This is a genomic window from Halobacillus halophilus DSM 2266 (genome assembly GCF_000284515.1).
GTDB lineage: Bacteria > Bacillota > Bacilli > Bacillales > Halobacillaceae > Halobacillus > Halobacillus halophilus.
Genome location: NC_017668.1, coordinates 2,594,726 through 2,619,273, shown reverse-complemented (window position 1 = coordinate 2,619,273; position 24,548 = coordinate 2,594,726). Strand labels below are relative to the sequence as shown.

At 42.1% G+C, this 24,548-nt stretch carries 28 protein-coding genes and 1 other annotated feature; of the genes, 26 read left to right on the top strand and 2 right to left on the bottom strand.

The annotated features are described in order from the left end of the window. The first annotated feature begins 1 nt into the window (after position 1). The 22 genes from HBHAL_RS12995 to yajC all read left to right on the top strand — a co-directional run bounded on the left by HBHAL_RS12995 (position 2) and on the right by yajC (position 17,091). Positions 2–772 (top strand): peptidoglycan DD-metalloendopeptidase family protein, encoded by a 771-nt coding sequence (locus HBHAL_RS12995; protein WP_014643895.1) that lies wholly within the window; start codon positions 2–4, stop codon positions 770–772. Beyond that, positions 759–1,616, top strand: a complete 858-nt coding sequence (locus HBHAL_RS12990; protein WP_014643894.1) for a site-2 protease family protein — start codon at positions 759–761, stop codon at positions 1,614–1,616. The genes HBHAL_RS12995 and HBHAL_RS12990 overlap by 14 nt, the downstream gene beginning before the upstream one ends. An 11-nt stretch (positions 1,617–1,627) precedes the next feature. Continuing rightward, the gene (locus HBHAL_RS12985) at positions 1,628–3,061 is read left to right on the top strand and encodes a ribonuclease E/G (protein WP_014643893.1); all 1,434 of its coding nucleotides are present in this window, start codon (positions 1,628–1,630) and stop codon (positions 3,059–3,061) included. A gap of 36 nt (positions 3,062–3,097) precedes the next feature. Further along, positions 3,098–3,171, top strand: a sequence feature (ribosomal protein L21 leader region). A 13-nt stretch (positions 3,172–3,184) separates the two neighbouring features. Then, complete coding sequence (rplU, locus tag HBHAL_RS12980; RefSeq protein WP_014643892.1) at positions 3,185–3,493, top strand: 50S ribosomal protein L21; 309 nt, start codon at positions 3,185–3,187, stop codon at positions 3,491–3,493. A 12-nt stretch (positions 3,494–3,505) separates the two neighbouring features. Next, positions 3,506–3,835 (top strand): ribosomal-processing cysteine protease Prp, encoded by a 330-nt coding sequence (locus tag HBHAL_RS12975; RefSeq protein ID WP_014643891.1) that lies wholly within the window; start codon positions 3,506–3,508, stop codon positions 3,833–3,835. Between the two features lie 14 nt (positions 3,836–3,849). Continuing rightward, complete coding sequence (gene rpmA / locus HBHAL_RS12970) at positions 3,850–4,140, top strand: 50S ribosomal protein L27 (RefSeq protein ID WP_014643890.1); 291 nt, start codon at positions 3,850–3,852, stop codon at positions 4,138–4,140. 161 nt (positions 4,141–4,301) lie between these two features. Continuing rightward, positions 4,302–4,820 (top strand): Spo0B domain-containing protein, encoded by a 519-nt coding sequence (locus HBHAL_RS12965; protein WP_014643889.1) that lies wholly within the window; start codon positions 4,302–4,304, stop codon positions 4,818–4,820. 13 nt (positions 4,821–4,833) lie between these two features. Next, positions 4,834–6,114, top strand: coding sequence for a GTPase ObgE (gene obgE, locus HBHAL_RS12960; RefSeq protein WP_014643888.1), 1,281 nt, complete (start codon positions 4,834–4,836; stop codon positions 6,112–6,114). Between the two features lie 17 nt (positions 6,115–6,131). Then, positions 6,132–6,581, top strand: coding sequence for an ACT domain-containing protein (locus tag HBHAL_RS12955; protein ID WP_014643887.1), 450 nt, complete (start codon positions 6,132–6,134; stop codon positions 6,579–6,581). A 14-nt stretch (positions 6,582–6,595) separates the two neighbouring features. After that, positions 6,596–7,471 (top strand): prephenate dehydratase, encoded by an 876-nt coding sequence (gene pheA, locus HBHAL_RS12950; RefSeq protein WP_014643886.1) that lies wholly within the window; start codon positions 6,596–6,598, stop codon positions 7,469–7,471. A gap of 166 nt (positions 7,472–7,637) precedes the next feature. Further along, positions 7,638–8,738 carry a SafA/ExsA family spore coat assembly protein gene (gene safA / locus HBHAL_RS12945; protein ID WP_014643885.1) on the top strand — a complete coding sequence of 367 codons (1,101 nt, stop codon included), beginning with the start codon at positions 7,638–7,640 and terminating at the stop codon, positions 8,736–8,738. After that, positions 8,728–9,690, top strand: a complete 963-nt coding sequence (locus tag HBHAL_RS12940; protein WP_014643884.1) for a phosphotransferase — start codon at positions 8,728–8,730, stop codon at positions 9,688–9,690. Before safA ends, HBHAL_RS12940 begins: the two co-directional genes overlap by 11 nt. Positions 9,691–9,722: 32 nt before the next feature. Next, positions 9,723–10,460 (top strand): NAD(+) synthase, encoded by a 738-nt coding sequence (nadE, locus tag HBHAL_RS12935; protein ID WP_041601369.1) that lies wholly within the window; start codon positions 9,723–9,725, stop codon positions 10,458–10,460. Positions 10,461–10,533: 73 nt separating this feature from the next. After that, positions 10,534–11,097 carry a YhcN/YlaJ family sporulation lipoprotein gene (locus HBHAL_RS12930; protein WP_014643882.1) on the top strand — a complete coding sequence of 188 codons (564 nt, stop codon included), beginning with the start codon at positions 10,534–10,536 and terminating at the stop codon, positions 11,095–11,097. A 73-nt stretch (positions 11,098–11,170) separates the two neighbouring features. Continuing rightward, positions 11,171–11,923 (top strand): YebC/PmpR family DNA-binding transcriptional regulator, encoded by a 753-nt coding sequence (locus HBHAL_RS12925; RefSeq protein ID WP_014643881.1) that lies wholly within the window; start codon positions 11,171–11,173, stop codon positions 11,921–11,923. Positions 11,924–12,004: 81 nt separating this feature from the next. Continuing rightward, complete coding sequence (locus HBHAL_RS12920; protein WP_014643880.1) at positions 12,005–12,574, top strand: intercompartmental signaling factor BofC; 570 nt, start codon at positions 12,005–12,007, stop codon at positions 12,572–12,574. Positions 12,575–12,758: 184 nt separating this feature from the next. Beyond that, positions 12,759–13,376, top strand: a complete 618-nt coding sequence (gene ruvA, locus HBHAL_RS12915) for a Holliday junction branch migration protein RuvA (protein ID WP_014643879.1) — start codon at positions 12,759–12,761, stop codon at positions 13,374–13,376. 18 nt (positions 13,377–13,394) lie between these two features. Further along, positions 13,395–14,396, top strand: coding sequence for a Holliday junction branch migration DNA helicase RuvB (ruvB, locus tag HBHAL_RS12910; protein ID WP_014643878.1), 1,002 nt, complete (start codon positions 13,395–13,397; stop codon positions 14,394–14,396). Beyond that, positions 14,393–14,593, top strand: coding sequence for a DUF2905 domain-containing protein (locus HBHAL_RS12905; RefSeq protein WP_014643877.1), 201 nt, complete (start codon positions 14,393–14,395; stop codon positions 14,591–14,593). The genes ruvB and HBHAL_RS12905 overlap by 4 nt, the downstream gene beginning before the upstream one ends. A 19-nt stretch (positions 14,594–14,612) precedes the next feature. After that, entirely contained in the window at positions 14,613–15,638 is a 1,026-nt protein-coding gene (queA, locus tag HBHAL_RS12900) for a tRNA preQ1(34) S-adenosylmethionine ribosyltransferase-isomerase QueA (protein WP_014643876.1), read from the top strand. A 37-nt stretch (positions 15,639–15,675) separates the two neighbouring features. Then, positions 15,676–16,812: a tRNA guanosine(34) transglycosylase Tgt gene (gene tgt, locus HBHAL_RS12895; protein WP_014643875.1), complete on the top strand. Its 1,137-nt coding sequence runs from the start codon at positions 15,676–15,678 to the stop codon at positions 16,810–16,812. 15 nt (positions 16,813–16,827) lie between these two features. Then, complete coding sequence (yajC, locus tag HBHAL_RS12890) at positions 16,828–17,091, top strand: preprotein translocase subunit YajC (protein WP_014643874.1); 264 nt, start codon at positions 16,828–16,830, stop codon at positions 17,089–17,091. Positions 17,092–17,136: 45 nt separating this feature from the next. On the opposite strand, the gene HBHAL_RS12885 is transcribed toward yajC, so the two are convergent. After that, entirely contained in the window at positions 17,137–17,520 is a 384-nt protein-coding gene (locus HBHAL_RS12885; protein WP_014643873.1) for a TIGR04086 family membrane protein, read from the bottom strand. A 127-nt stretch (positions 17,521–17,647) separates the two neighbouring features. Between HBHAL_RS12885 and HBHAL_RS12880 the strand changes: the two genes are divergently transcribed. Both HBHAL_RS12880 and HBHAL_RS12875 read left to right on the top strand, forming a co-directional pair. Further along, entirely contained in the window at positions 17,648–18,937 is a 1,290-nt protein-coding gene (locus tag HBHAL_RS12880; RefSeq protein WP_014643872.1) for an ArsB/NhaD family transporter, read from the top strand. 60 nt (positions 18,938–18,997) lie between these two features. Further along, complete coding sequence (locus tag HBHAL_RS12875; RefSeq protein WP_014643871.1) at positions 18,998–19,648, top strand: YetF domain-containing protein; 651 nt, start codon at positions 18,998–19,000, stop codon at positions 19,646–19,648. A 24-nt stretch (positions 19,649–19,672) separates the two neighbouring features. On the opposite strand, the gene spoVB is transcribed toward HBHAL_RS12875, so the two are convergent. Next, entirely contained in the window at positions 19,673–21,229 is a 1,557-nt protein-coding gene (gene spoVB, locus HBHAL_RS12870; protein ID WP_014643870.1) for a stage V sporulation protein B, read from the bottom strand. A 486-nt stretch (positions 21,230–21,715) separates the two neighbouring features. On the opposite strand from spoVB, the gene secDF reads away from it, so the two are divergent. Together secDF and HBHAL_RS12860 are read left to right on the top strand one after the other, a co-directional pair. Then, positions 21,716–23,992, top strand: a complete 2,277-nt coding sequence (gene secDF / locus HBHAL_RS12865; RefSeq protein ID WP_014643869.1) for a protein translocase subunit SecDF — start codon at positions 21,716–21,718, stop codon at positions 23,990–23,992. Positions 23,993–24,191: 199 nt separating this feature from the next. Then, the gene (locus tag HBHAL_RS12860) at positions 24,192–24,524 is read left to right on the top strand and encodes a LapA family protein (RefSeq protein ID WP_014643868.1); all 333 of its coding nucleotides are present in this window, start codon (positions 24,192–24,194) and stop codon (positions 24,522–24,524) included. Positions 24,525–24,548 lie beyond the last annotated feature (24 nt).

The window sequence follows — 24,548 nt, the reverse complement described above, 5'->3', positions numbered from 1 at the left end:
TTTGAGGAGAGACATTGAACATGTCCGTAAAAATATATCAGCTCGTAAGAAAAAAAAGGTTCAGGGCAGCTATGAGCTTCCTAAAAAGTCGTTTGTTCCACCTCAGGATGAAGAAATGCATGGCTATCCACCTTTGGTCACAAGTAGCGATTATGAAAAAAAACGATCTCTTCCTGAGATCCGAAAAGAGACAAGTCGTCTGGGGGTTCAGTTGTTTTTTTCTGTCCTATTATTTGCTGCTGTAGCATTAGGTAAACAGACAGACATTGCTTTCCTTGACGGACCTGAGGAATGGGTAACTTCTCAACTTCAGGAGGACTTTCCATTTGCTACAGTGACGGCCTGGTATAGTGACCGCTTTGGAGAGCCTTTACAGGTGGTTGCTCCTAAACAATCCTCCACGGAGGAAAATCTCGCCATGCCCGTGAATGGAACCGTCACCACATCTTTTCAGAATGATGGAAAGGGAATCGTGTTAACCACTGAAAATAATTCGGAGATTAAGGCTGTCAGAGAAGGAACCGTTATTTTTGCAGGAAATGATAAAGATACTCAAAAAACAGTGATTGTGCAGCACGAAGATGGCTCGAAAAGCATTTATGGATATTTATCCTCCATTGATGTTCATCTTTATGAACATGTACAAGCCCAAAGGAATGTAGGTTCTGTAAAATCGGAAGAAGGGAAATCAGCGGAGTTCTTTTTTGCCATTGAGAAAGATGAAAGATATTTAGATCCTGTAGAGGTAATAAAAGTGGATGAAAGTTCTTAATTTGCTTCCAAGCATTCATATTCATCCTCTCTTCTTTCTATTAGCTATTTCTGCATTCCTGACTGGGGCTATTTATGAATTTGTTATCCTGTTTTCTATTGTTATGATCCATGAACTGGGGCACTTTTTTACCGCTAAGCATTTTGGATGGAGAGTTACGAAAATAGAGTTCTGGCTGTTCGGAGGTGCTGTGGTCAGTGAAGAACATAATACACGTCCTTTTCGTGAGCAGGTAACCGTGATTATGGCAGGACCGCTGCAGCACATTTGGATATTTGCTGTACTTACGATCTTGCAAGTAACTATGGGACCTCATCCGCTCTTAAGTGTAGCTGGTTTTTATAATGGAGTTATACTCCTGTTCAACCTTCTGCCGATCTGGCCATTAGATGGTGGGAAAATAATATTTTATATGATGAATCAGGCAGCAAGTTTCAGAAGAAGCCTCATGCTTACTTTATTCTTTTCATTTCTTGCTATACTTCTGGTTGCCAGTTGGCTTACGCTGGACGAACGATGGACGTTTGCGGGTATTCTTCTGGCTGCTTTTTTAATTGTGGAAAATGTTCTGGAATGGAGAAGACGAACTTACACACAAATGAGGTATTTAATGCATTGTGCTCTTGAGGACCGCCGTCATTTAAGGCCTATATATATAAATGTCACCGAAGAAATGCTGGTACGAGATGCACTGAAAAATATTAGAAGCAACCGAAATCATCTTTATGTATTGAAAGAGTCCCCCCTTTTCTATATAGTAGATGAGCAAGAATGCCTGCAAGCGTATTTTGAAAAGAAAGATTTTGATTTACGCTTAAGGGATCTACCTAAAATTGCATTATGAAGAGGGATGACATGAGGGAAATCGTTTTCCATACACTAACTTCTGAGAAAACAGGAGTTGTCATAGAGAATAATCATATCAATGAATATGTGATAGACCGCCCCGGAGTAAAGGCACTTACTGGGGCTGTTTTTGTTGGCAGAGTGCAGAACATTGATCATGGACTTCAGGCGGCCTTTGTTGATATTGGAGAAGGGAAGCATGCTTTTCTCGGGATGCCTGCTATTCCATGGGCTAATGAATCGATTCATACCACTTTAAAAGAAGGAGAGTACTTATTTCTCCAGGTAATAAAGGAATCTAAGGGTAATAAAGGACCGCAGGTTAGTGCAGATATCACTCTTCCAGGCCTTTATACAATCTATCAGCCCTATGGTGGGAAAACTTCTATTTCGAAGAGACTAACGCCTGCTTCAACAACTCACCTTCAATCTGAACTTGAGGAAAAGCTGAGCCCTGTAGAAGGCTGTATTATCCGTACGGCTGCCGCTGATGTTAACCCTGCTCAAGTGCTCAAGGAGCTGGAAGTGTTAAAGGAGCAGTGGTCGCAAATAACAACGCAGCAGCTTAGAAAACCTCCGCGTCTCATATGGAAAGATGAGATTATTCCTAACCAGTTAATTAGAAAGTTCCCACTAAATTCCTTGGAAGCTATCATCGTAGATGGGGTCGAGGAAAGCGAACGATTAAAAAATACATATCCATCAATTAAGGATAAGATTAGCTGGAACCCTAAACGAACAAATGAAGTAGCGCGTAGGTTACAGGATATGCAAATGGAGCTTATCGACTCTCACTTGGAGATTGATGGCGGAATCGAGATTGTAATCGAAAGAACGGAAGCGATGACAGTTATTGATGTAAATAGTTACAAATATAAAGGAAAAGCTTTTTCCAACTCCCAAACTTTAGATGTGAACAGGCGGGCAGGGAAAGAAATTCTCAGGCAGCTTCGTTTAAGAAATATCTCTGGAATAATAATGGTTGATTTTATATCTATGAAGGATACTTCTGCTGCAGAACATCTCCTAAAAGAGATGAAGAATCTGGCGAAAAAAGATTTAGTACGAACGCAGATTTTAGGGATTACACGCTTAGGTATCATGGAAATTACTCGGAAAAACGAATGGATGAGTCCCCTCCAATTATTACAGGAAAATCCAGAACCTGTGCTTACGATCGAAACGGCCGTTTTCCGTCTTGAACGAGAGCTTCTTTTTGGGGTGGGAAAAAACCAGGAAGCTATTCTGTTATCTATAAATCCTCAGCTTAAAATCGTAAAAAAACAATTGCTTTCAGGCAGTATATCTAGTAAAATTCCACAGGAGCTGTTTGTTAGGGAGGATCCAAGCGTTTCTCACTATCAAATTGAGCTTGAAGGGTCCGAGGACATGATTCGTGAAATGATTCATAAGCGCGGTTATCATGTTGACAACGTGTTTTGAACTGTGGTAACATTGTTTTGTTATTCTAGTAGCACTCCGATGCTACAACCGCACAGAACAGGTTTAATAAAACCGTTTCCGGTACCTGAATGGCGAGTCTGAGTAAATCGAGGAGGTGCAAGTATGTACGCAATTATTGAAACTGGTGGTAAACAAGTTAAAGTTGAAAAAGGCCAGGAGATCTATGTAGAGAAAGTAAACGTAGAATCTGGTGACACTGTAACTTTTGACAAAGTTCTATTTGTAGGTGGAGAAGATTCTAAAATCGGTGCTCCTTATGTTGATGGGGCTTCTGTAACGGCTAAAGTTGAGAAACAAGGTCGTCAGAAAAAGCTTACCGTCTTCAAATATAAGCCTAAAAAGAACTATAAGCGCAAACAAGGTCACCGTCAGCCGTACACGAAGCTTATCGTTGAAGATATCAACGCGTAAGGGTCGGACGGTATGATTAACGTGTCGTTGTTTCGTTCACAGGGAGATATCACAGGTTTTGAGATTTCTGGACACGCTGAGAGCGGACCTTATGGTCACGATCTAGTATGTGCAGCAGTATCAGCTGTTTCCTTTGGAGCAGTCAATTCACTGGTGAGCCTTTGTGAATTTGAACCACATGTCGAGCAGGGCGGAGAAGGCGGTTTTCTTAAAATTATTCTTCCTGAAGGACTGAATAAAGAATCTTATGCTAAATCCCAATTGCTTCTTGAAGGCATGCTGGTTTCGCTTCAGACAATTGAACATGAATACAACCAATATATTACAATATCAAACCAATAAGGAGGTGGAGACCCATGCTACGTCTTGATTTGCAGTTTTTTGCCCAGAAAAAGGGTGTAGGTAGTACAAAAAACGGCCGTGACTCTGAGTCTAAGCGTCTTGGAGCTAAGCGTGCAGACGGACAAACGGTAACTGGTGGTTCTATCCTTTACCGTCAACGCGGTACAAAAGTTTACCCTGGAGCTAACGTTGGCCGCGGCGGCGATGACACATTGTTCGCTAAAGTGGACGGAGTTGTTAAATTCGAACGTTACGGACGCGACCGCAAAAAAGTCAGCGTTTATCCTGTTGCTCAGGAAGCGTAAACTGAATAGTGTACGGGTTCATACGTAAATTGAAGCCGCGCTGTGCCTTTTGCATAAGCGTGGCTTTTTTTGTTATATAAAAATTCGAAGATTATTTTAGTTTCCTGCCTATGTTTGCTATACTTTTTATTATTATGGATGACCGAAGGAGCTGACCCCCGTTGGATGACAAAGAGATCATTACGCTGCTCAGACATAAGCGTCATGACTGGATGAATCAAATTCAGCTGCTTCAGGGATACGCATCTCTGGGGAAGCAGGAGCGGTTATTAGATCAAATCGATGACATAAAAGAAGAAGCTGAAAATGAAAGAAGAATATTGAATAGTGATGCCGTTGTTTTTCCTATTTGGCTGATATCGTTCAATTGGAAGTACGACTATTACAGAATTAAATACTCTTTGAGTGATGAAGTTGATTTATCCCGTCATGATCAAAAGCTGACGGCTTATGGTGAGCGTATGATCGAATTGATGAATGACTACAGGGTGGATGATGAACTCTATGAGGGAACCGTCCAAATCTATAAGGGCATAGATGAGCATTCGCTAGGGTTAAGCTGGGAGTGGGAAGGCCGCTTCCGGCACACAGAAACCTTTATGAAAGAGTTGAATCAGGCAGGGTTTATAGCCACTATTTTAGAGGAAAGAGAACTATCTATCGAGATGATGATAGATTGAAGAGGTGAAGAGGATGTTTGTTGATCAGGTTAAAGTATTTGTTAAAGCTGGAGATGGAGGGAACGGTTTAGTTGCCTACCGTCGTGAGAAATATGTTCCAAAAGGCGGACCAGCCGGTGGAGACGGTGGAAATGGTGGGAACGTTATCTTTGAAGTAGATGAAGGGCTGAACACCCTAATGGATTTTCGGTACCAGCATCATTTCAAGGCGGCTCGTGGAGAAAATGGTATGAACCAGAAGCAGCATGGTAAAAATGCGGATCCTCTAGTGGTCAGCGTTCCTCCTGGAACAACCGTAAAGGACGCGGACACAGATAAGGTCATTGCTGACTTAACTGAACATAAACAGCGCGCCGTAATAGCAAAAGGCGGAAGAGGCGGCCGTGGCAATGCCAGGTTTGCTACAGCAAGAAATCCTGCACCAGAAATTGCTGAGAATGGTGAACCTGGAGAAGAACTTGATGTAGTTGTGGAATTAAAATTGTTGGCTGACGTAGGGTTGGTAGGATTTCCTAGTGTAGGGAAGTCAACATTTCTTTCTGTGGTAACTGCAGCAAAACCTAAAATTGCAGATTATCACTTTACAACTTTATCCCCAAATCTTGGGGTGGTGGAAAGTCAGGATCACCGCAGTTTTGTAATGGCGGACCTCCCTGGACTGATTGAAGGCGCCCATGAAGGCATCGGACTTGGTCATCAGTTTTTACGGCACGTTGAACGAACACGGTTGCTGATTCATGTCGTGGATATGTCAGGTCTGGAAGGACGCGATCCTTATGAAGATTATGTCACGATCAATAATGAGTTATCTTCTTATGACAAGAGACTTGAAAATCGACCTCAAATCATTGTTGCCAATAAGATGGATATGCCGGATTCGGAAGAGAACCTGAGGGCATTTAAAGAGCATCTAGATAAAGATGTTATGGTTTTTCCTATATCTACAATAACTCGTGAAGGTCTTGATGAGCTTCTTTATACAGTAGCTGACAAATTGGATCAAATACCGAAGCGGGAAGAATCTGTTGAAGAAGTCGATGAGCGAGTCGTTTATAAATTTGAAAAGGAAGAAGCTCCTTTCCAATTGACAAGAGCAGACGATGGAGCTTATGTATTATATGGTGAAAAAATTGAATCTTTATTCAGACGAACGGATTTCTCCAGAGATCAGTCCATTAACCGATTTGCCAGACAAATGCGCAGTATGGGTGTGGATGATGCTTTAAGAGAACGAGGAGCGAAAGATGGGGACACAGTCAGGGTACTTGATTATGAATTCGAATTTGTAGATTAATGAGGGGAGAGGATTGGATGACGGATTATAACGAAAAATTTTATTTAGTCCGTAGCGACATTCTCCCTGAAGCCATGAAAAAAACCATAGAGGCTAAAGCGTTGTTAGAACGTGGTAAAGCTGAATCTATATTTGAAGCTGTTCAGCATGTAGGACTGTCCAGGAGTGCCTTTTATAAATATAGAGATGCAGTATTTCCTTTTCAGGCAATGGTAAAAGAGCAGATGATTACTCTCTTCTTTCATTTAGAAGACCGGGCGGGTACGTTATCCAATTTATTGCGTACGGTGGCACAGTCCGGGTGCAATATTCTTACCATTCACCAGACGATTCCATTACAGGGAAAAGCGAATGTTACCTTGTCGCTGAACACGACTGGAATGGTTGGTACGATAGAACGGATGCTGCAGCAGCTTCATAAACTCGACTTTGTGGATCGAGTAGAAATTCTAAGTACGGGAGCTTAATTGGAGGGGAAGATATGGCCGAACAACGGATTGGGTATTTAGGACCTAAAGGAACATTTACAAAAATGGCTGTCGATGGCTTGTTCGATGGTGGTACTTATATTGGATATGAAAGCATACCAGCCTGCCTGGATGCAGTGGAAAACGGCGAGGTAGATACGGGAGTCGTTCCCCTTGAAAACGCTATAGAGGGCTCTGTCCACTTGACCATAGATTATTTGGTTCATCAGGTGAATCAGTCCATTATTGCTGAATTGACAGTACCGATCAAACAGCATTTGCTTGTGCATCCGGATCATCATGACCATGACCTTAAGAAAATTTACTCTCATAGTCATGCGATTGCTCAGTGTCATCAGTATTTGCACAAGAATTATCCGCAGGCAGATCTAGAATATACAGCTTCCACTGGAAGGGCTGCTGAAATTGTAGCGGATACAGGGACTGGAGCAGCAGCCATTGGAAATCATCTGGCTGCAGAAGAAAATGGGTTAAAGATTCTTGCTGAGAACATTCATGACTACGATAATAACCATACGCGTTTCGCAGTCGTCCAAAAGAATCCGATGACACTAAAGGTAAAAGACCAATTCGTAACAAAGCAGAAGACCACAGTAATGGTAACGCTGCCTAAAGACTATGTGGGGGCTCTTCACCAGGTCCTTGCAGCCTTCGCGTGGAGAAAGATGAACTTATCTAAAATTGAATCAAGACCAATGAAAACCGGGCTTGGCAACTACTTTTTCTTAATAGACGTTGATCAGCCGTACGACCAGATTCTCTTTCCTGGAGTGCAGGCTGAACTAGAAGCTTTAGGGTGTCAGTTAAAAATTCTCGGAACTTATCCAAGTTACCAATTAGATATTCCTTCTCCTATTCGGAGAGCTTAATTTATGCCTCGTCGAAACCTTGTTTATATCAAGGTTTTGGCGAGGTTCTTTTTATTATTCAAAAGAAATATAGGCTTTTTCATCAATCTTTTGGCTTGAACTGCATAGAGTGTTATGAAGCTATTATTGCCTTTTTAGTTTTTAGATTCACAGGAAGGGAGTTGCAATGGTGAGAATTCACATTGTGCAAAAAGGGGATACACTCTGGAAGATTGCCAAAAAGTATGGGGTAGATTTTGAAGAATTGAAATCAGTTAATACCCAGCTTTCTAATCCTGATATGATCATGCCGGGTATGAAGATTAAGGTTCCACAGGGCACGAAGCAAGTCAAGAAAGAAGCTCCTAAGCAGATGATGCCGAAGAAAGAAATGCCTTCCATGCCACCTTATAAAGACACATCACCTAAACCGATTCCTGTCATCAAAGAGGACGAGAAAAAGCCTGTCAAAAAAGGTGTTATGGATAAACCGATGATGCCTGTACAGCCTATTCAAATGAATATGCCGATTCAAATGCCAAGTATTGACCAGCAAATGCAAAATTATTACACGACTTTTCACTTACCTCAAATGCCAATGCCGCAAGCTCCTAAAGAAGAAGAAATGCCTTCAGAGGAGTCGCCAAAGGAGGAGGGGAAATCACAGTATAAGGAGCCTGTTCAGCAGCCTTACTTCCAGCCGATGCAGCAGCCGATGCAGCAACCGATGCAACAGCCGATGCAGCAGCCAATGCAGCAGCCAATGCAGCAGCCAATGCAGCAGCCAATGCAGCAGCCAATGCAGCCGCAACTGGTGCATACTGACTTTTATTGCTGTCCGCCTCATCCTGTAATGATGCCAGCTTATATGCCTATGCAGATGCCATCTCAGCATAACATGCCTATGTACCCTCACCAGCAAGGCTATATGGGAGAAGAATATGAGGAAAGTTCCTCACCTATGGTCCAAGGAGCTCAAGCAGGAGGGGACTGCGGATGCGGCGTGGATGGTGCTGGGGGGCCTCAGGACTGGTCTCCGGCAATGGGATATGGAGGTCAGCCTATGTATCCGGGTTATCACCATCATGGCTACCCGCAACATGGGTATCCTCAAGCCTATGGCCCTATGCAATACCCAATGGGCGGTTGGGGCCCGCATCAGGGCGGAGGCCCATATGGAATGGGTCCGTACAGCATGCCACAATCGATGGGGAGTGGTTACCCGCAGGCAGGGCCAATGGGGCCTTATCAGGGTCCTTGGCGGGACGATGATGTAGATGAAAGTTGAGCATAAAGAAGGCGATTCATATACGGATCGCCTTTTTCAATGGCTCTTGCAAGAAGAGAAATTACCAATTAGATTAGAGAAGGTAATTAAGCCTAAAGTTTATAAAGTTCTCTATAATGGTCAGCCTATGATATTAAAAGGATACAGGAGAGCGCAAACGTTAGAACAGCAGATCAGCTTCTTTCAGGATTGGAACTATGCCTCAATAGCAGCTGCTCGTCCTCTGCCTTTTCAAGATAATATCTACACAAAAAGTAAGCTTGGGTGCGCGTGGGGCCTTTTTGAATGGGTTCAAGGTAAACATGCAGATTTTGACAACCATTATGACAGAGAAAAGGCTGTGCAAGTGCTGCATCAATTTCATCGCACTACCAAAGGGATCGCTACTTTAGCTATCCCTCGAGATCCCCTCTATATTAAATGGGAAAGACGTTTGGAGCAATTTGAGGAAACTCAGGATATCTTTTCAGAGTACAGAAAAAGAAGTGTCTATCAAGAGCTTCGTTTAAACATGATCATCCAACTTGAACGCTTTTCGAATCATCCGTGGGGAGAAGTAGAAGAAAAGGCATGGGAAAATAACGAATGGCTGCACGGCGATGTCGCTCATCATAACTTTATAATTAATAATAAAAATGAAATTAAATTAATTGACTTTGATTTGTTGCACACCGGGCCTCACCTATATGACCATATTCAATTGGGGCAGAGGTTTCTTCCTTATCTGGAGAATCAGCGAGCTTTGCTTCTTCAGTATTTCAAGCACACTCCTGACCCTGAGATTTGGTTAAAAGGAGTATTGGTTCCTGCTGATATTCTCCGTGAATGGCTGTACGGTTATAGGCGATGTCTCAGGGGTGAAGTATCTCTTTCCAAGCATATAAAAAAATTAGAAAAAGCATGGGAGAGCCGGAAGAAGTTTGTCCGATATGCTGAACATATGCTAAGATAAAGTATCATATGTGTGAGAGGATGAACAATCCGGTGGAACATAAAGTTAATGAATTAGTTACATGGTTACGAGAACAAGTGGAACAGGCAAATGTAGAAGGCTTACTTGTAGGAGTGAGTGGGGGAATTGACTCTGCGGTAGTCGCAAACTTAATCAAGCGCGCTTTCCCGAATCAATCGCTTGGAGTTATTATGCCTTGTAAAAGTCAGGGGAGCGACCAAAAACACGCTGAATTAGTGACGAACGCATGTGGCTTATCCTCTATAAAAGTAGATTTGACTGAAACTCATGATGTTATGTTTCAAACAATCAAAAACCAACTGGAAGCAGATGGAACTTTTGACGAAGATCAGGAGAAACTGGCAGATGCAAATTTACGTGCAAGGCTGCGTATGAGCACACTATATACCATCGCGGCGAACCATAAATATTTAGTAGTAGGTACAGATAATGCTGCTGAATGGTACACCGGATATTTTACTAAATACGGGGATGGAGGAGTTGATCTCGTACCATTAGTTCACCTGCCTAAAGGTGAAGTGCGCGAGATGGCTGCTTATTTAAATGTTCCTGATGATATTATTAATAAACAACCAAGTGCAGGGCTTTGGGAAGGTCAGACGGACGAGAATGAAATGGGAACAAGTTATAATAAAATTGATGCCTTCCTACGCGGGGAAGAAATTCCTGAAAAAGATAGAAAGATTATAGAGGCCATGCATAAAAAATCGGTTCACAAACGGACTCTTCCGCCTTCACCGCCGCAATAAAGGGTTGGGTAAAATTAACTGTTTAAAACATTCTCCTTAAACCATAGTAATGGTAAAAGGAGAATGTTTTTTTATGTGGAAATACTTTATGGTTCTAATGTTTACGGTTTTACTAACAGCTGGGTGTGGTACGCAGCCTGAAGAAAAGGCTGGAGACGATACCACTTACTATGAACCCATCACCTACGGAGGGGACCCTGGCATTAAACGAAGAGGCCAGATTCCTACTGGAGAAGACAGCTGGTTCAAACGTACAGCAGAAGAAGAATTCCGTAACTCCAAATTTAAAGAGACCAACAGAGGGCATGATAATGCGTTTAACAACGAAGAATCAATGGTGATTATGGAGAAGGTCAATGAACTAGAAGAAGTCACGATGACTCAGGCGTTTACGGATGACAAGAAAGTGTATCTCGCGGTAATGATTAATCCATATGACCGCAGGGATCAGTCCATTCCTAAGAAGGTTGAGGCAAAAGTCAAAGAAATCACAGATAAACCAATCATCATCTATACCAATAATAATAATTGGGATCACATGAAGGATTTGAACGCCAGGTTAAAAGCTTCCCAGGCTCCAGCTCAACTAAAAAGTCAGATCAGAGATTTCTTTCAGCAAAACCAGACCGGTAAGTAAGTTGCTTTATTCTCACCGGGAAATTGTGGTATATTGATAAAGGAAAAGATTTGCTTTGGAGAGGAGAATGTCCATGGCTGGTCATTCAAAATGGAGTAATATAAAACGCCGAAAAGGTGCTCAAGACGCCAAACGGGGTAAGCTTTTTATGAAGCTGGCAAGAGAGATATTCATGGCTGCCCGGCAAGGCGGCGGGGATCCAGAGATGAATCCCAATCTCCGCTTAGCTGTAGATAAAGCTAAATCAAATAATATGCCAAATGAAAATATCGATCGTGCGATTAAGAAAGCAACAGGTGATCTTGAAGGAGTAAACTACGAAGAGTACACGTATGAAGGATATGGTCCTGGCGGAGTAGCCGTTATGGTTAAGGTGTTAACAGATAATAAAAACCGAACCGCAGCAGACGTGCGACATGCCTTTAATAAAAACGATGGAAATCTGGGTGAAAATGGCTGCGTCTCCTTTATGTTTGACCGCAAAGGCTACTTAGTGGTGGATCGCGGTGAAACAGAGGCGGACGAAGAAGAGTTGATGCTTGAGGCAATCGAAGCCGGAGCGGAAGAAATGGAAACAACAGAGGATCAATTCGAAATTTATGCTGAACCTGAATCCTTTTCTGATGTTAAGGCTGCGCTTGAAAAAAGCGGGTATTCATTTGTGACGAGTGAAGTTACGATGATTCCAGAAACATACACGCCTCTGGATGAAGAGGGCGTAGAAAAGATGCTTAAATTAATTGATATGCTTGAGGATAATGATGATGTGCAAGAGGTATATCATAACTTAGACGCAGATGAAGCCATCTTAGAGAAATTATCTTAATCGCTGTCTTTCTATCATAATAACTTCTGTTCCTGGACATACTAGGGGCAGAAGTTATTTTTTAGTTAGGGGGAACCTGCGATGAATCGATGGTTATGGATTATACCGGCCAGTTTAATTTTTGCAGGATGGCAATGGTTTGGTGCGGAAGAAGAAGTCTCTCTTAGAGCAGAGGATTTATCTTATCATAGAACGGTGATTAATAAAACAGAAGAAAATTCTGTGGAAACTCTAGTGAATCCGGAACCTTTAACGATAAAGGTAGTATTGAAACAGCATTATCTCGATGGTGTAACGGAGACCATTCATAAGGAAGAAACAATATGGTCTATGGTGGATTTCTGGTCGACTTATGAAGGATGGTCCATAGAATCACAGGAGCTGGATCAGATCGTTTTCAAAAGACAAGTAGAAGATATCTCACCACTGACTAAGCAGCAGGGGTATTTCGGACTTACGGAAGATGGAGAATTGGCCGTATTTGAGGGGACTCCTTCCCAGGGGAAGGTTATAGAATCCTTTAAACCTATCCCTATAGAACCATTAGAATCGAAGAGGAAGTCAGAATTGAAAGATGGCATTAAAATCAAAGATGCCTCTCATTTCGAGCAAGTCGTTAAGCAGTATGCTGGAGAAGAACAGCCGCTATGAATAGTCATAGACGGCTGTTTTATTTTGTGAGCTGGTAGCCGAGATTATTTGTGAAACAAGTCATTAAAGCTGCTGAACACGGCAGGAATCTACATTCTTCTTGCGGTTCTGTCATGGGCGAACATGTGCTTGTGTGTTACAATAGAGAGTGCTAAGCAATACAGGTTAGAGAGGAATTCCAACTATGATTACTTATGTAAAAGGACAATTAAGCTTAATTGAAGATGCGTCTATAACTCTTGAAACAGGTGGTATCGGTTATGAGATTCTATGTGCTACCCCTTACAACTTTCAAGATTATTTGAACCGCGAGATAAAAATTCATACATACCACTATATACGAGAAGATCAACAAATATTATTTGGCTTCAGAAAAAAAGAAGATAAACAGCTGTTCGCCCAGCTTTTAAATGTTTCAGGGATCGGTCCAAAGGGTGCTTTAGCTATACTTGGTACGGTTAGTGTCCCCGAATTTGTTTCAGCTATTGAACAGGAAGACGATAAGTACTTAACTAAATTCCCTGGTGTCGGAAAGAAGACCGCCAGGCAGATGATATTGGACTTAAAAGGCAAATTGATTGTATGGCTCCCTGATGAGCAGAATGAAGATACAATTTTCTATCAAGAGGAACTGACTTCAAAAGAGAAAAGAGAGCGTATAGAAGATGCACTTGAAGCATTAAAGGCTTTGGGTTATACAGAAAAAGAAATTAAATTGGCACGAACAGAACTTCAAAAAACCAACGAAGGCAGTGTTGATGATTATGTCAGACAAGGGTTACAGATACTGATGAAGTCATAATTGAAAGGGGGAACTAATGTGGAAGATCGAATGATTTCCGGCGAGTTGCAGGAGACAGATCAGGACATTGAACTTAGTTTGAGACCAGAAACGCTCAAACAGTATATTGGTCAGGATCAGACTAAACGAAATCTGCATATTTTTATTGAAGCAGCAAAGATGAGAGAGGAACCTCTGGACCACGCACTTCTCTACGGCCCTCCGGGGCTCGGGAAAACGACGCTTGCTTCTATTATTGCCAATGAAATGGGTGTGCAGTTCAGGACAACGGCTGGACCTGCCATTGAGAGGGCCGGAGATCTGGCCGCAATTTTATCTTCACTAGAGCCTGGGGATGTTCTTTTTATAGATGAAATTCATCGATTACCAAGATCAGTAGAAGAGGTGCTCTATCCTGCGATGGAAGATTTTTGTCTGGATATTGTTGTAGGCAGCGGACCCAGTGCGAGATCGATGCGCCTTGATCTCCCTCCCTTTACTCTGGTCGGAGCCACCACAAGGGCAGGATTATTATCGGCGCCGCTTCGTGATCGGTTCGGAGTCCACAGCAGATTGGAATATTACGAAACAGAGGCATTGTGCTCAATAGTAGAGAGGACAGCTGATATTTTTCATGTAGAAATTGATTTTAATGCTGCTGTGGAAATTGCCCGTCGTTCGAGGGGAACACCGCGGATTGCCAACCGCTTATTTAAACGGGTACGTGATATAGCTCAGGTCAAAGGTGAATCCGTGATCTCTCTCGAAACGACCCAAGAAGCGTTAGAAATGCTTCAAGTAGACGCTGAAGGCCTGGATTATATAGACCACAAGCTTTTAAAAGGCATTATGGATGGATTTCGAGGGGGACCAGTGGGGCTTGATACTATTTCGGCTACAATTGGAGAAGAGTCTCAGACGATTGAAGATGTGTACGAGCCGTTTCTTCTTCAAATTGGATTTATACAAAGAACTCCGCGTGGACGTGTCGTAACACCTAAAGCATACGCTCACTTCCATAGGGAGGTGCCCGGAACTTGACTGGGTTCGGAAAAATATTTATTGTTATAGGGATTGTGTTTATCGTGATAGGACTTTTATGGAGTTTTGTTGGCAGACTTCCAGGGGATTTGTCTTTTAAAAAAGGGAATACAACCTTTTATTTTCCAATTATGACGTCCATTGTTGCGAGTATTGTTCTATCACTTATATTTTATATTATTGGTAAAATACGCTAAGGAAGAATAGGGGATTTAAATGGATATTAAGCAGTATGATTTTGAACTGCCCGAAGAGCTTATTGCTCAGGTACCGCTTCAGGATCGTTCTTCTTCACGCCTCATGGTTTGCGACCGGAGTGCTGAAACAATAGAACATTACCATTTTTCAGATATTGAAAGGCTATTAAAGCCAGGCGACTGCCTCGTTTTAAATGATACACGCGTACTTCCGGCCAGGCTATTTGGTGCAAAAGAAGACACGGGAGGAAAAGTAGAAGTTCTTCTCCTCCATCAAGATACGAAAGACGAGTGGGATGTACTTATCAAACCTGCTAAAAAAGTAAAACCAGGTACTCGTATTGTGTTTGGAGACGGACAGTTAATAGCTGAATGCACGGAGATGCAGGAACATGGAGGAAGAAAAGTCAGGTTCTCTTATGAAGGGATTTTTATGGAAGTGCTGGAATCCCTTGGTGAGATGCCGCTTCCCCCTTATATTAAGGAGCAGCTGTCGGACAGGGAACGTTACCAGACTGTGTACGCGAAGGAAGAAGGGTCTGCAGCAGCACCTACTGCCGGTCTTCATTTTACGAACGAACTACTTGAAAACCTTCAAGCTTCCGGTGTAACGATAGCCTATCTCACCCTTCATGTCGGACTTGGAACCTTTCGTCCTGTTAGTGTCGATAAGGTGGAAGACCACGATATGCATGCTGAGTTCTACCAAGTATCTCAAGAAACGGCTGACCAATTGAATCAGGTGAAAAAACAGGGAGGTCGAATAATCTCTGTAGGTACTACCTCCACAAGGACTTTGGAAACAATCATCCGTGATTACGGAACTTTTCAGGAAGCTAGCGGCTGGACGGATATATTTATCTACCCACCCCAAAAGCTGAAAGCGATTGACGGACTGATTACGAATTTTCATCTGCCTAAATCCACGCTGATTATGCTGGTCAGTGCCTTTGCAGGTCGTGAATTTGTTCTGGAAGCATATGCTAGAGCTGTGGAGAATAAGTATCGATTCTTCAGCTTTGGAGATGCGATGTTAATTGTTTAGTTAGATTATTGCTTGAAGTGGAGAAAGGACAGAAATAATGGCAATCACATATGAATTAATTAAAACATGTAAACAAACGGGTGCACGTCTCGGAAAAGTTCATACACCTCACGGATCATTTGAAACTCCAATGTTCATGCCTGTAGGCACGCTTGCAACGGTAAAAACGATGAGTCCTGAGGAACTTGAGCAGATGGGGGCTCCAATTATACTTTCCAACACGTATCATCTTTGGCTGCGACCAGGGGAAGATATCGTTGAAGAAGCAGGAGGTCTTCATTCTTTCATGAATTGGAATGGATCCATCCTGACAGATTCAGGAGGATTTCAAGTATTCAGCTTAAGTGACTTGAGACAGATTGAAGAAGAGGGCGTTCACTTCCGTAACCATATTAGTGGAGAAAAACTATTTCTCTCACCTGAGAAAGCCATGCACATCCAAAATTCACTGGGTGCTGATATAATGATGGCTTTTGATGAGTGCCCTCCTTATCCTGCTGAGCATGACTATATGAAAAAGTCAGTGGAGCGGACTAGTCGCTGGGCTGAACGATGCCTGGAAGGCCATCAGAGACCTCATGATCAGGGGCTATTTGGGATTATCCAAGGAGGAGAATATGAAGATTTGCGCAGACAAAGCGCAAGAGATCTTACTTCAATGGATTTCCCGGGATATGCTATTGGAGGACTTTCCGTTGGTGAGCCAAAAGATGTTATGAACCGGGTGCTTGATTTTACTGCTCCTCTTCTTCCTGATGAAAAACCACGCTATTTAATGGGGGTAGGCTCACCCGATTCACTAATTGATGGCAGCATGCGGGGCATAGATATGTTTGATTGTGTTCTCCCTACTCGGATCGCACGGAACGGAACATGTATGACATCTAATGGACGTCTGGTTGTCCGCAACGCAAAATTTGCCCGTGATTTTCGTCCCATTGATGAAAATTGTGACTGTCATACATGCCGCAATTACAGCCGGGCATACATCAGACACCTGGTTAAGTCGAGTGAAACGTTTGGCTTTAGATTAACTACTTATCATAACCTTTATTTTCTGTTAAAATTAATGAGGCAAGTGCGTGAAGCCATTAAAGAAGATCGACTCGGAGACTTTAGAGAAGAATTCTTTGAACAATATGGTTTCAATAAACCAAATGCGAAGAACTTTTAGAAGGGGGGAAATTAAATGGATACATTAGTCGGTTTATTACCAATTATTCTAATGTTTGTCATTTTCTATTTCCTATTAATTCGTCCGCAGCAAAAGAAACAGAAAAAAGTACAACAAATGCAGGCGGACTTGCAAAAAGGCGATAGAATCATCACAATCGGAGGTCTCCATGGTACGGTCCATGCTATAGATGAAGGATCTCTAGTTGTTACGGTACAGGATGGAACGCAAATGAAATTCGATCGTTCATCTGTTCGTGAGAAACTAAATCAGGACTAATGATTACAATCCCGCTGTATTTGCAGCGGGATTTTTCATGTTCAATTACCTTTTTGCCGTTCGTCTTGGCAAATTGACCCCAATCATTCCTCCGAGCCAGGCTGCTAGAACCAACCCTCCGAAATAACTGAGCTGCGGCAGAGATATAAATTGATTCTCAAAAATGATTTGGAATAAAGCCATAGCCGCCACGAAAATAAGACCTGTCATAACCCCGGAAAGCCACCCTTTCTGCTCCCCTTTGTAAGCAGCCATCATTCCACCAAATGCTAAAATGCTCAAACCGGTGATCAGAGCTGCTTGATTGAGGGTTTGATATTCCATAGATGTAAAACGAAGGAAAAGAGCCAGTACAGCCGCGGAAATAATCATCAGCAGAAGGATAGAGCCAATTCCATATCCAAGGACGCCCTGCGTAAATTTTTTCATAATAAAAATCTCCCTTCTTAAGCTTGTCATTATCACTATATGCATGCTTAAGCCTTAGATAGAAGTAGATATTTTCACTCTTCCTTGAATACGTATAAAGTAAAGTCCTTATAAAAGGGGAAGGTGTATGGCAACTTTACTTGCATTACTCATATTCGTAGCGAGCTATGCGTTAATCATGACGGAGAAATTGAACAGGGCCCTGGTTGCACTCGCAGGCGGAGTCCTCTTATTAATGACGAATGTGTATGAATGGAAAGAGGCATTCGGTTTTATCGATTGGGAAACGGTGGCTTTATTATTTTCGATGATGCTGCTGGTTTCTATAACCCAGAAGACGGGAATTTTCACGTATATGGCCATTCGTCTAGCCCAAATGGTCAAAGGACGACCTATCCCCTTGATGGCTGTGACAGCTACTTTCACAGCTGTCGGATCAGCTTTTTTGAATAACGTGACCATCGTTCTTCTATTAGTCCCTGTATTGCTTACACTTGTCGAAAGGTTGAAGCTGCCAGCTTTTCCTTATTTATTGATTACCATATTTAGTTCAAACATAGGGGGCACAGCTACTCTTATAGGTGATCCTCCCAACATTATGATCGGACAGGCCGTCGAACACTTCACCTTTGCATCTTTTATTTATCATCTTGGACCAGTAGTGCTGTTGATTTTTGCTGTGGTGTTAATTATATTCATGCTTTTGTTTCGTAAACAGTTAACATATGATCGAGAGCTCGCTGGTGCGTTGATGCAAATGAACGCAAGGGAACATTTAAAGGTCTCGCCATTGTTATTTCAGTCCGTAAGTGTACTCGTACTGACGATAACTGGATTTATGCTGTATCCATTTGTGCATATGGATATTACGACGATTGCGGTAAGCGGAGCCTTATTGCTATTATTTTTGACGGATAAAGAACTTGATGTTGAACACGTCTTTCAGGAGGTTGAATGGGTCACCTTATTTTTCTTTATGGGATTATTCATGCTTGTAGGTGGTTTAGAAACCGTTGGAATTATCGATGAATTGGCACGTGGTATGGTATGGCTGTCCGGCGGAGATCTCCCAATTACTTCTATTGTTATGCTATGGAGCTCAGGCCTGCTTTCAGGGGTCGTGGACAATATTCCTTTTGTCGCTGCCATGATTCCTGTCGTGCATGAACTACAGGGGTATGGAATGATGAATGTCGATCCTGTTTGGTGGTCGCTTGCTTTAGGAGCCTGTCTAGGAGGAAATGGAACGCTGGTCGGTGCCTCCGCTAATGTCGTAGTTGCTGGTATAGCTGCGAGTCACCGTCAGCCTATATCATTTATTAAATTTTTGCTGTATGGAATACCAGTTCTAATATTATCTCTAGTGATCGCATCCATTTATGTCTACTTCCGATATTTACAGCCTTTCTATTCATAAAAAAAGTGAGAATGGGTCATCTTATAAGAGAGTAAGCCTGTTGAAAGGTCGTGGATTTTCATGGTGTATGTCTCTCTTATAGTAAGAACTCTTCTCACTTATTTAATTATACTTCTAGTTTTTCGTTTTATGGGTAAGAGGGAAATCGGTGAGTTAAGTGTTATGGATTTAGTTGTTTTTATTATGCTCGCAGAAATCGGAGTATTTGTTATTGAACAACCCGATTCTTCGATTTGGAAAGCAGTTGTTCCTATGGCTGTATTATTAGCTATACAATTGGGCAGTGCCTGGGTTTCCCTAAAGAATCAAAGGTTTAGAAGCTGGTTCGATGGAAAACCTTCCGTTATTATTAAACACGGTAAGGTAGACGAGTATGAGATGAAACGGCAGCGCTATAATTTCAATGATTTACTTATACAATTACGTGAGCATGGGATTCAACAAGTAAATGATGTAGCATATGCCATCCTGGAACCTTCTGGAAAACTATCGGTTTTTGAGAAAGATGATTCTGGTCATTCCTCATATGCTGTCGTCTTGATCGCGGACGGAGAAATCCAATATAGCGGTCTTAAGAATATACGTAAAAACAAGAACTGGCTGCTAAATGAACTTAAAAAGCAGGGGTATGAGTCTTTAGATCAAATTTCATTATGTACCATTAATGATGAAGGAGAGGTTTCTATTGACGAAAAAAATCAATACAAATAAAATAACCGCTTGCTTAAAAAGCGGTTATTTTTTATGAAGGATTTTTTTCCAAGGGATTAATCTCCACTCTTCTTTGCTTAATAGCTTAAACCAAAACAGGAGGATCAGGTAAATAAGCGTAAGTGTTATTCCCATCCATAATAACTGAGCGAGCGGCTTGCTTTCATGAAGCAGATGCTGCTTCATTGTAAAACCAACATAGCCGGTAATCCCAACAACCAGTGCGAAACGGATGAACATACCAAGCGGAAGAGTCATGACTTTGTATTTAATGAGTACTCCAAGATGTAGAAGAGTAACAACGACAACACCCACCACCATAGCTATGGCCACACCATGAATGCCGAACTCGGGCCGGGAGCTTAAACTTACTAATACAATGAATTTAATAATTGATCCAATTAAGGTGTTCCACATAGCAGGCTGGGCTAGATCTAATGCTTGTAATGTGGCCTGTAGAGGAGTCTGAATATAATGCAGCAAAAAGAATGGTGCCATAAACTGCAGCATAAAAGCTGCTTGGCTAGTGCCGTAAACCGTCATAAGTATAACAGCGGGGAAAATCATAAATACCACTGTAATGACGCCGCCAGAAGCTAAGGAGAGGCGGATGGACTGCATAATTCGGTACTGGATGGTTTCTTTTTTTCCTATCGCTGCTGCTTCACTAATAGAAGGTACAAGGGCTGTTGAGAGCGCATGAGTTAAAAAAGTAGGTAAGAAAAGTAAAGGAAGAACATATCCAGTAAGCTCCCCGTAAAGCTTAGTTGATTCTGCAGCAGCGAAACCAGCTATAGCAAGGCTTTGGGCAACAAGAATAGGTTCAAAGAAATAGGTTATGGAACCGATAAAGCGGCTGCCCGTAGTAGGAAGCGCAATAGCCATTAACTCTTGAAAAGTTTGTCTTCCTTTCCCCACGTGTTTTTTCCAAGTCTTGCGCAGTTTAAACGATTTTTGCAAATTGAACTGTCTTAACATATAAATCAATGAAACGAATTCACCTAAAACCACGGCCGCCATAGCTCCTGCTGCCGCATATTCGACACCATAAGGGTAAAGGAGTTTGGTTAAAACAAGCACTCCACCAATACGAACTATCTGCTCAATAACCTGAGAAAGAGCCTGGGGCTTCATATTCTGTCTTCCTTGGAAATAACCTCGAATCACCGATGCAACAGCAATAATCGGTATAATCGGTGTGACGACTAATAAAGGGAATAGAGCACGCGGGTCAGTTAGAAAATAGGAAGCGATAACAGGGGCGAGTATAAATAAGGCGCCTGTAAAGATAATACTTAAGGAACCGGTAATCGACAAAGAGACTATTAAGATACTTTTAATCTTCTTCTCATTGCCTGTGGCTTCGGCTTCCGATACGCGTTTTGATATAGCTACAGGGAGACCGAACTGTGTAATGGTAATCGCGAGAATTAGAGTAGGCAGGGCCATCATATAAAGCCCTACGCCTTCAGCTCCCATCACACGAGCAACCACAATCCGATTGATAAACCCAAGCAGACGAGTGACCAGCCCCGCAGCTACCAGGATGAGGGCACCGTGTAAAAAGGTTTGTTTAGACATAAAAACAATCCGCCTTCTCAAAGAATTAAAATTCCGCTACAATGAAGTATATGCTTAGCCTTGGACAAGGCATGACAAAGGTTTAGAATTATCGAGAAGAGAAGGCGGGAGGTCCAGCGAAATTAGTGGAAATCAATTATAATAGTTAGGTGTAATAGTAGCAGCCGAAAAATTGTGCGAAGTTGTTCAAAAACAGCTGGTCACTCTGTTGATACATAAATGATGAGCGGGAACACAGGCTCTATCAAGAGCTTGGTTAGAGGATCGGGTGTAGATGTAGCATGCAAAACAGGGTGGATAGATCCTCATGCGGTCTATAGAAAGGATTTTGCATGTTGTCAAATATAAAAATAATAGTAAAATTGGTACGGATGGATAAACAAAGGAAACCCTAATACTTAGGAGTGAGACACGTACTTACTGCGAGTACATAAGCTTTTCAATAATGAATAGGCACGGAAGATATAAAAGGAGGAAATGAACATTATGGTGAAACGGGGGCGTATCGTCGCCTTTTTTCTAGTGGTGCTTCTATTAGCAGCTACAATAGGGACGACTGTAACAGGTGTTACTAAAAATATAAACTTAGGACTGGATCTGCAGGGCGGATTTGAAATCCTGTATGATGTGGAGCCTTTGAATGAAGATCAGGAAGTTAACGAAAATGTCCTGGAAGCGACCGTTGAATCCCTGAACAGACGAGTGAATACACTGGGGATTAGTGAAACGAATATTTCCATTGAAGATGGCGGACGTATCCGCGTACAGCTTGCCGGTATTCAGGATCAGCAGGAGGCACGGGATCTACTAGCTACTACAGCTGAACTTTCTTTCCGCGGCGCGAATGGAGAAGAATATTTAGATGGATCAGACCTGGTTGAGGGAAGCGCCCAGCAAACTTATGACCAGAATAATGCTCCGGCCGTTTCTCTTGGCGTAAAAGATCCTGGTAAGTTTTATGACGTTTCTGAAGAGATTGTTAATACACCTGATGACCCAAGCACACCTTATCCAGAAAATGTTCTGGTCATCTGGCTCGACTACAATGAAGAGACGTCCTTTGCTGAGGAGTATGGGAAGGCCGATCCGGCTTATCTTTCAGCACCAAGATTTCCAGATGGACCAGTCAGAAGTTCCACCGTGCAGATTACTGGAGATTTTACAGTAGAGTCGGCGAAAGAGTTGGCAGATCTCTTAAACGCAGGTTCGCTTCCGGTAAATCTGGAAGAAACCTATTCTACCTCAGTAGGAGCACAATTCGGTGAGCAGGCAATGAATAAAACGATCGTTGCCGGGGCAATTGGTATAGCCACTATTTTCTTATTCATGATGGCGTATTACCGCTTTCCTGGAATTATAGCTGTTGTGACGTTGACCGCATATGTGTATTTAATATTAGTGGTCTTTGAAGCCATGAACGGGGTGTTGACCCTGCCAGGTATAGCTGCACTCATTCTCGGTGTAGGTATGGCGGTTGATGCCAATATTATTACCTATGAAAGAATTAAAGAGGAATTAAAAGCCGGCAAATCAGTGATGTCAGCATTCAAAGCTGGTAATAAACGTTCTCTCGCTACCATTCTCGATGCGAACATTACCACACTGATCGCAGCTACCGTTCTTTTCCTCTTTGGCACAAGTTCTGTAAAAGGCTTTGCTACGATGCTGATCGTAAGTATCTTAGTCAGTTTTATTACCGCTGTATATGGTACGCGTCTTCTTATGGGATTATGGGTGAAGAGCCGTTTCTTAAATAAACGTCCGAAATGGTTCGGTGTGAAGCCGGAAGATATCCATTCTCTAGAAGAAGGCGAAGAAGTTGAAGCTACTGTTATGAACCGTAAGTTCGACTTTGTTGGCTTGAGGAAAAGATTCTTTACAATTTCTATTATCTTGATTACAGCCGGCATTCTGGCTCTTGCTGTTTTCCGACTGAACCTCGGTATTGATTTTACAAGCGGCTCAAGGGTCTCCATTTTATCCGATGGCAATATCAATGCTTCACAAGTTGAGGAGACTATGGAAGAAGAGTTTAATGTTGCTCCTAAGAAAGTAGTAATCTCCGGAGACAATGATGAAATTGCTGTTGCTCGTTTTGACAGCGAGCTAAGTAAAGATAAAATTGGAGAAATTCAGAGCTACTATGAAGACGAATTTGGCAATACGCCAAACGTAAGCACAGTCTCCCCTGTAGTTGGTCAGGAGTTAGCTAAGAATGCGGCATTGGCTGTTTTGTATGCTTCTATCGGGATTATTATTTATGTAACGATTCGATTTGAGTTCTTCTTTGCGATGACCGCTATCATCGCCTTGCTTCACGATGCTTTCTTTATCATTGCGCTGTTCAGTCTTACGAGACTTGAGTTTGATATTACCATTATAGCTGCGATCTTAACGATTGTCGGTTATTCAGTTAACGATACCATTGTTACATTTGACCGGATTCGTGAAAACTTGAAGCTGAAGAAGAAGGTCAAGTCCTTTAAAGAACTCGCTAAAGTTGTGAACGACAGCTTGATGCAGACCCTAGCCAGAAGTATTAATACGGTTATCACTGTAATCTTTGCAGCGATTATGCTCCTCTTCTTCGGAGCTTCGTCGATTACAAACTTTGCATTTGCTCTTGTGGTAGGACTGCTTGCTGGAACGTATTCTTCCTTATTCATTGCCTCTCAGATATGGCTGATTTGGCGTGGGAAGAACATTAAAGATAATCCGATTCAGTTTGTTAAGAAGAAGAAAAACGATGGACCTCAAGTATAATTATATGAAGCAGCCTCATCTCTTAGTGAGGCTGCTTTTTTGATTGAAAATTAGAGAATTTGGGTATAGATATATGAATGGTATTAGTTGATCTAAGGAGTTGTATATTTGATTTTGGTTTTAAAGATCAAAGGCTAAACCGGTAATCTATGGTCTTTCATATGAAGATCAAAGTCGAATGGCTAAAGGAGGAAAAAACGTGAAAGGGCAATCTTATATTATTTTTGCATTTGTTTTTGCTTTAATTATAGCTATCTTTGCTGTGATCAATGTGGACCCTGTTCAAGTTAATTATATGTTCGGTACAGGTGAAGCACCCCTGATCCTGGTTATCTTAATATCTGTATTATTAGGCGGGCTTGCTACAGCGTCTGTAGGAGCTGTCCGTTACTTTAAGTTAAAGAGAGAAAATCGCTCTTTAAAGCAAAAAGTCGATCAATCTAACGAGCCGGTAACTTCCTCTGGTTTTGATGAAGCCCCGGATGAATCGGTAGAGGCTAAAGAGGAAAACGAGAATAGAAATGTAACGTAAAAGTCGTTTGCCACCCCTGGTCCC

What these genes read in the sequence shown, in the direction of transcription:
- spoVB (WP_014643870.1), bottom strand. Translation starts at nt 21,229, where the DNA reads ATGTCTAAACAAACCTTTTTACACGGTGCCCTCATCCTGGTAGCTGCG.
- HBHAL_RS12975 (WP_014643891.1), top strand. Translation starts at nt 3,506, where the DNA reads ATGATTAACGTGTCGTTGTTTCGTTCACAGGGAGATATCACAGGTTTT.
- HBHAL_RS12880 (WP_014643872.1), top strand. Translation starts at nt 17,648, where the DNA reads ATGGCAACTTTACTTGCATTACTCATATTCGTAGCGAGCTATGCGTTA.
- pheA (WP_014643886.1), top strand. Translation starts at nt 6,596, where the DNA reads ATGGCCGAACAACGGATTGGGTATTTAGGACCTAAAGGAACATTTACA.
- HBHAL_RS12920 (WP_014643880.1), top strand. Translation starts at nt 12,005, where the DNA reads ATGAATCGATGGTTATGGATTATACCGGCCAGTTTAATTTTTGCAGGA.
- safA (WP_014643885.1), top strand. Translation starts at nt 7,638, where the DNA reads ATGGTGAGAATTCACATTGTGCAAAAAGGGGATACACTCTGGAAGATT.
- rplU (WP_014643892.1), top strand. Translation starts at nt 3,185, where the DNA reads ATGTACGCAATTATTGAAACTGGTGGTAAACAAGTTAAAGTTGAAAAA.
- rpmA (WP_014643890.1), top strand. Translation starts at nt 3,850, where the DNA reads ATGCTACGTCTTGATTTGCAGTTTTTTGCCCAGAAAAAGGGTGTAGGT.
- HBHAL_RS12930 (WP_014643882.1), top strand. Translation starts at nt 10,534, where the DNA reads ATGTGGAAATACTTTATGGTTCTAATGTTTACGGTTTTACTAACAGCT.
- HBHAL_RS12885 (WP_014643873.1), bottom strand. Translation starts at nt 17,520, where the DNA reads ATGAAAAAATTTACGCAGGGCGTCCTTGGATATGGAATTGGCTCTATC.
- HBHAL_RS12925 (WP_014643881.1), top strand. Translation starts at nt 11,171, where the DNA reads ATGGCTGGTCATTCAAAATGGAGTAATATAAAACGCCGAAAAGGTGCT.
- HBHAL_RS12875 (WP_014643871.1), top strand. Translation starts at nt 18,998, where the DNA reads ATGGTGTATGTCTCTCTTATAGTAAGAACTCTTCTCACTTATTTAATT.
- HBHAL_RS12940 (WP_014643884.1), top strand. Translation starts at nt 8,728, where the DNA reads ATGAAAGTTGAGCATAAAGAAGGCGATTCATATACGGATCGCCTTTTT.
- HBHAL_RS12990 (WP_014643894.1), top strand. Translation starts at nt 759, where the DNA reads ATGAAAGTTCTTAATTTGCTTCCAAGCATTCATATTCATCCTCTCTTC.
- obgE (WP_014643888.1), top strand. Translation starts at nt 4,834, where the DNA reads ATGTTTGTTGATCAGGTTAAAGTATTTGTTAAAGCTGGAGATGGAGGG.
- tgt (WP_014643875.1), top strand. Translation starts at nt 15,676, where the DNA reads ATGGCAATCACATATGAATTAATTAAAACATGTAAACAAACGGGTGCA.
- secDF (WP_014643869.1), top strand. Translation starts at nt 21,716, where the DNA reads ATGGTGAAACGGGGGCGTATCGTCGCCTTTTTTCTAGTGGTGCTTCTA.
- HBHAL_RS12955 (WP_014643887.1), top strand. Translation starts at nt 6,132, where the DNA reads ATGACGGATTATAACGAAAAATTTTATTTAGTCCGTAGCGACATTCTC.
- ruvA (WP_014643879.1), top strand. Translation starts at nt 12,759, where the DNA reads ATGATTACTTATGTAAAAGGACAATTAAGCTTAATTGAAGATGCGTCT.
- queA (WP_014643876.1), top strand. Translation starts at nt 14,613, where the DNA reads ATGGATATTAAGCAGTATGATTTTGAACTGCCCGAAGAGCTTATTGCT.
- yajC (WP_014643874.1), top strand. Translation starts at nt 16,828, where the DNA reads ATGGATACATTAGTCGGTTTATTACCAATTATTCTAATGTTTGTCATT.
- HBHAL_RS12985 (WP_014643893.1), top strand. Translation starts at nt 1,628, where the DNA reads ATGAGGGAAATCGTTTTCCATACACTAACTTCTGAGAAAACAGGAGTT.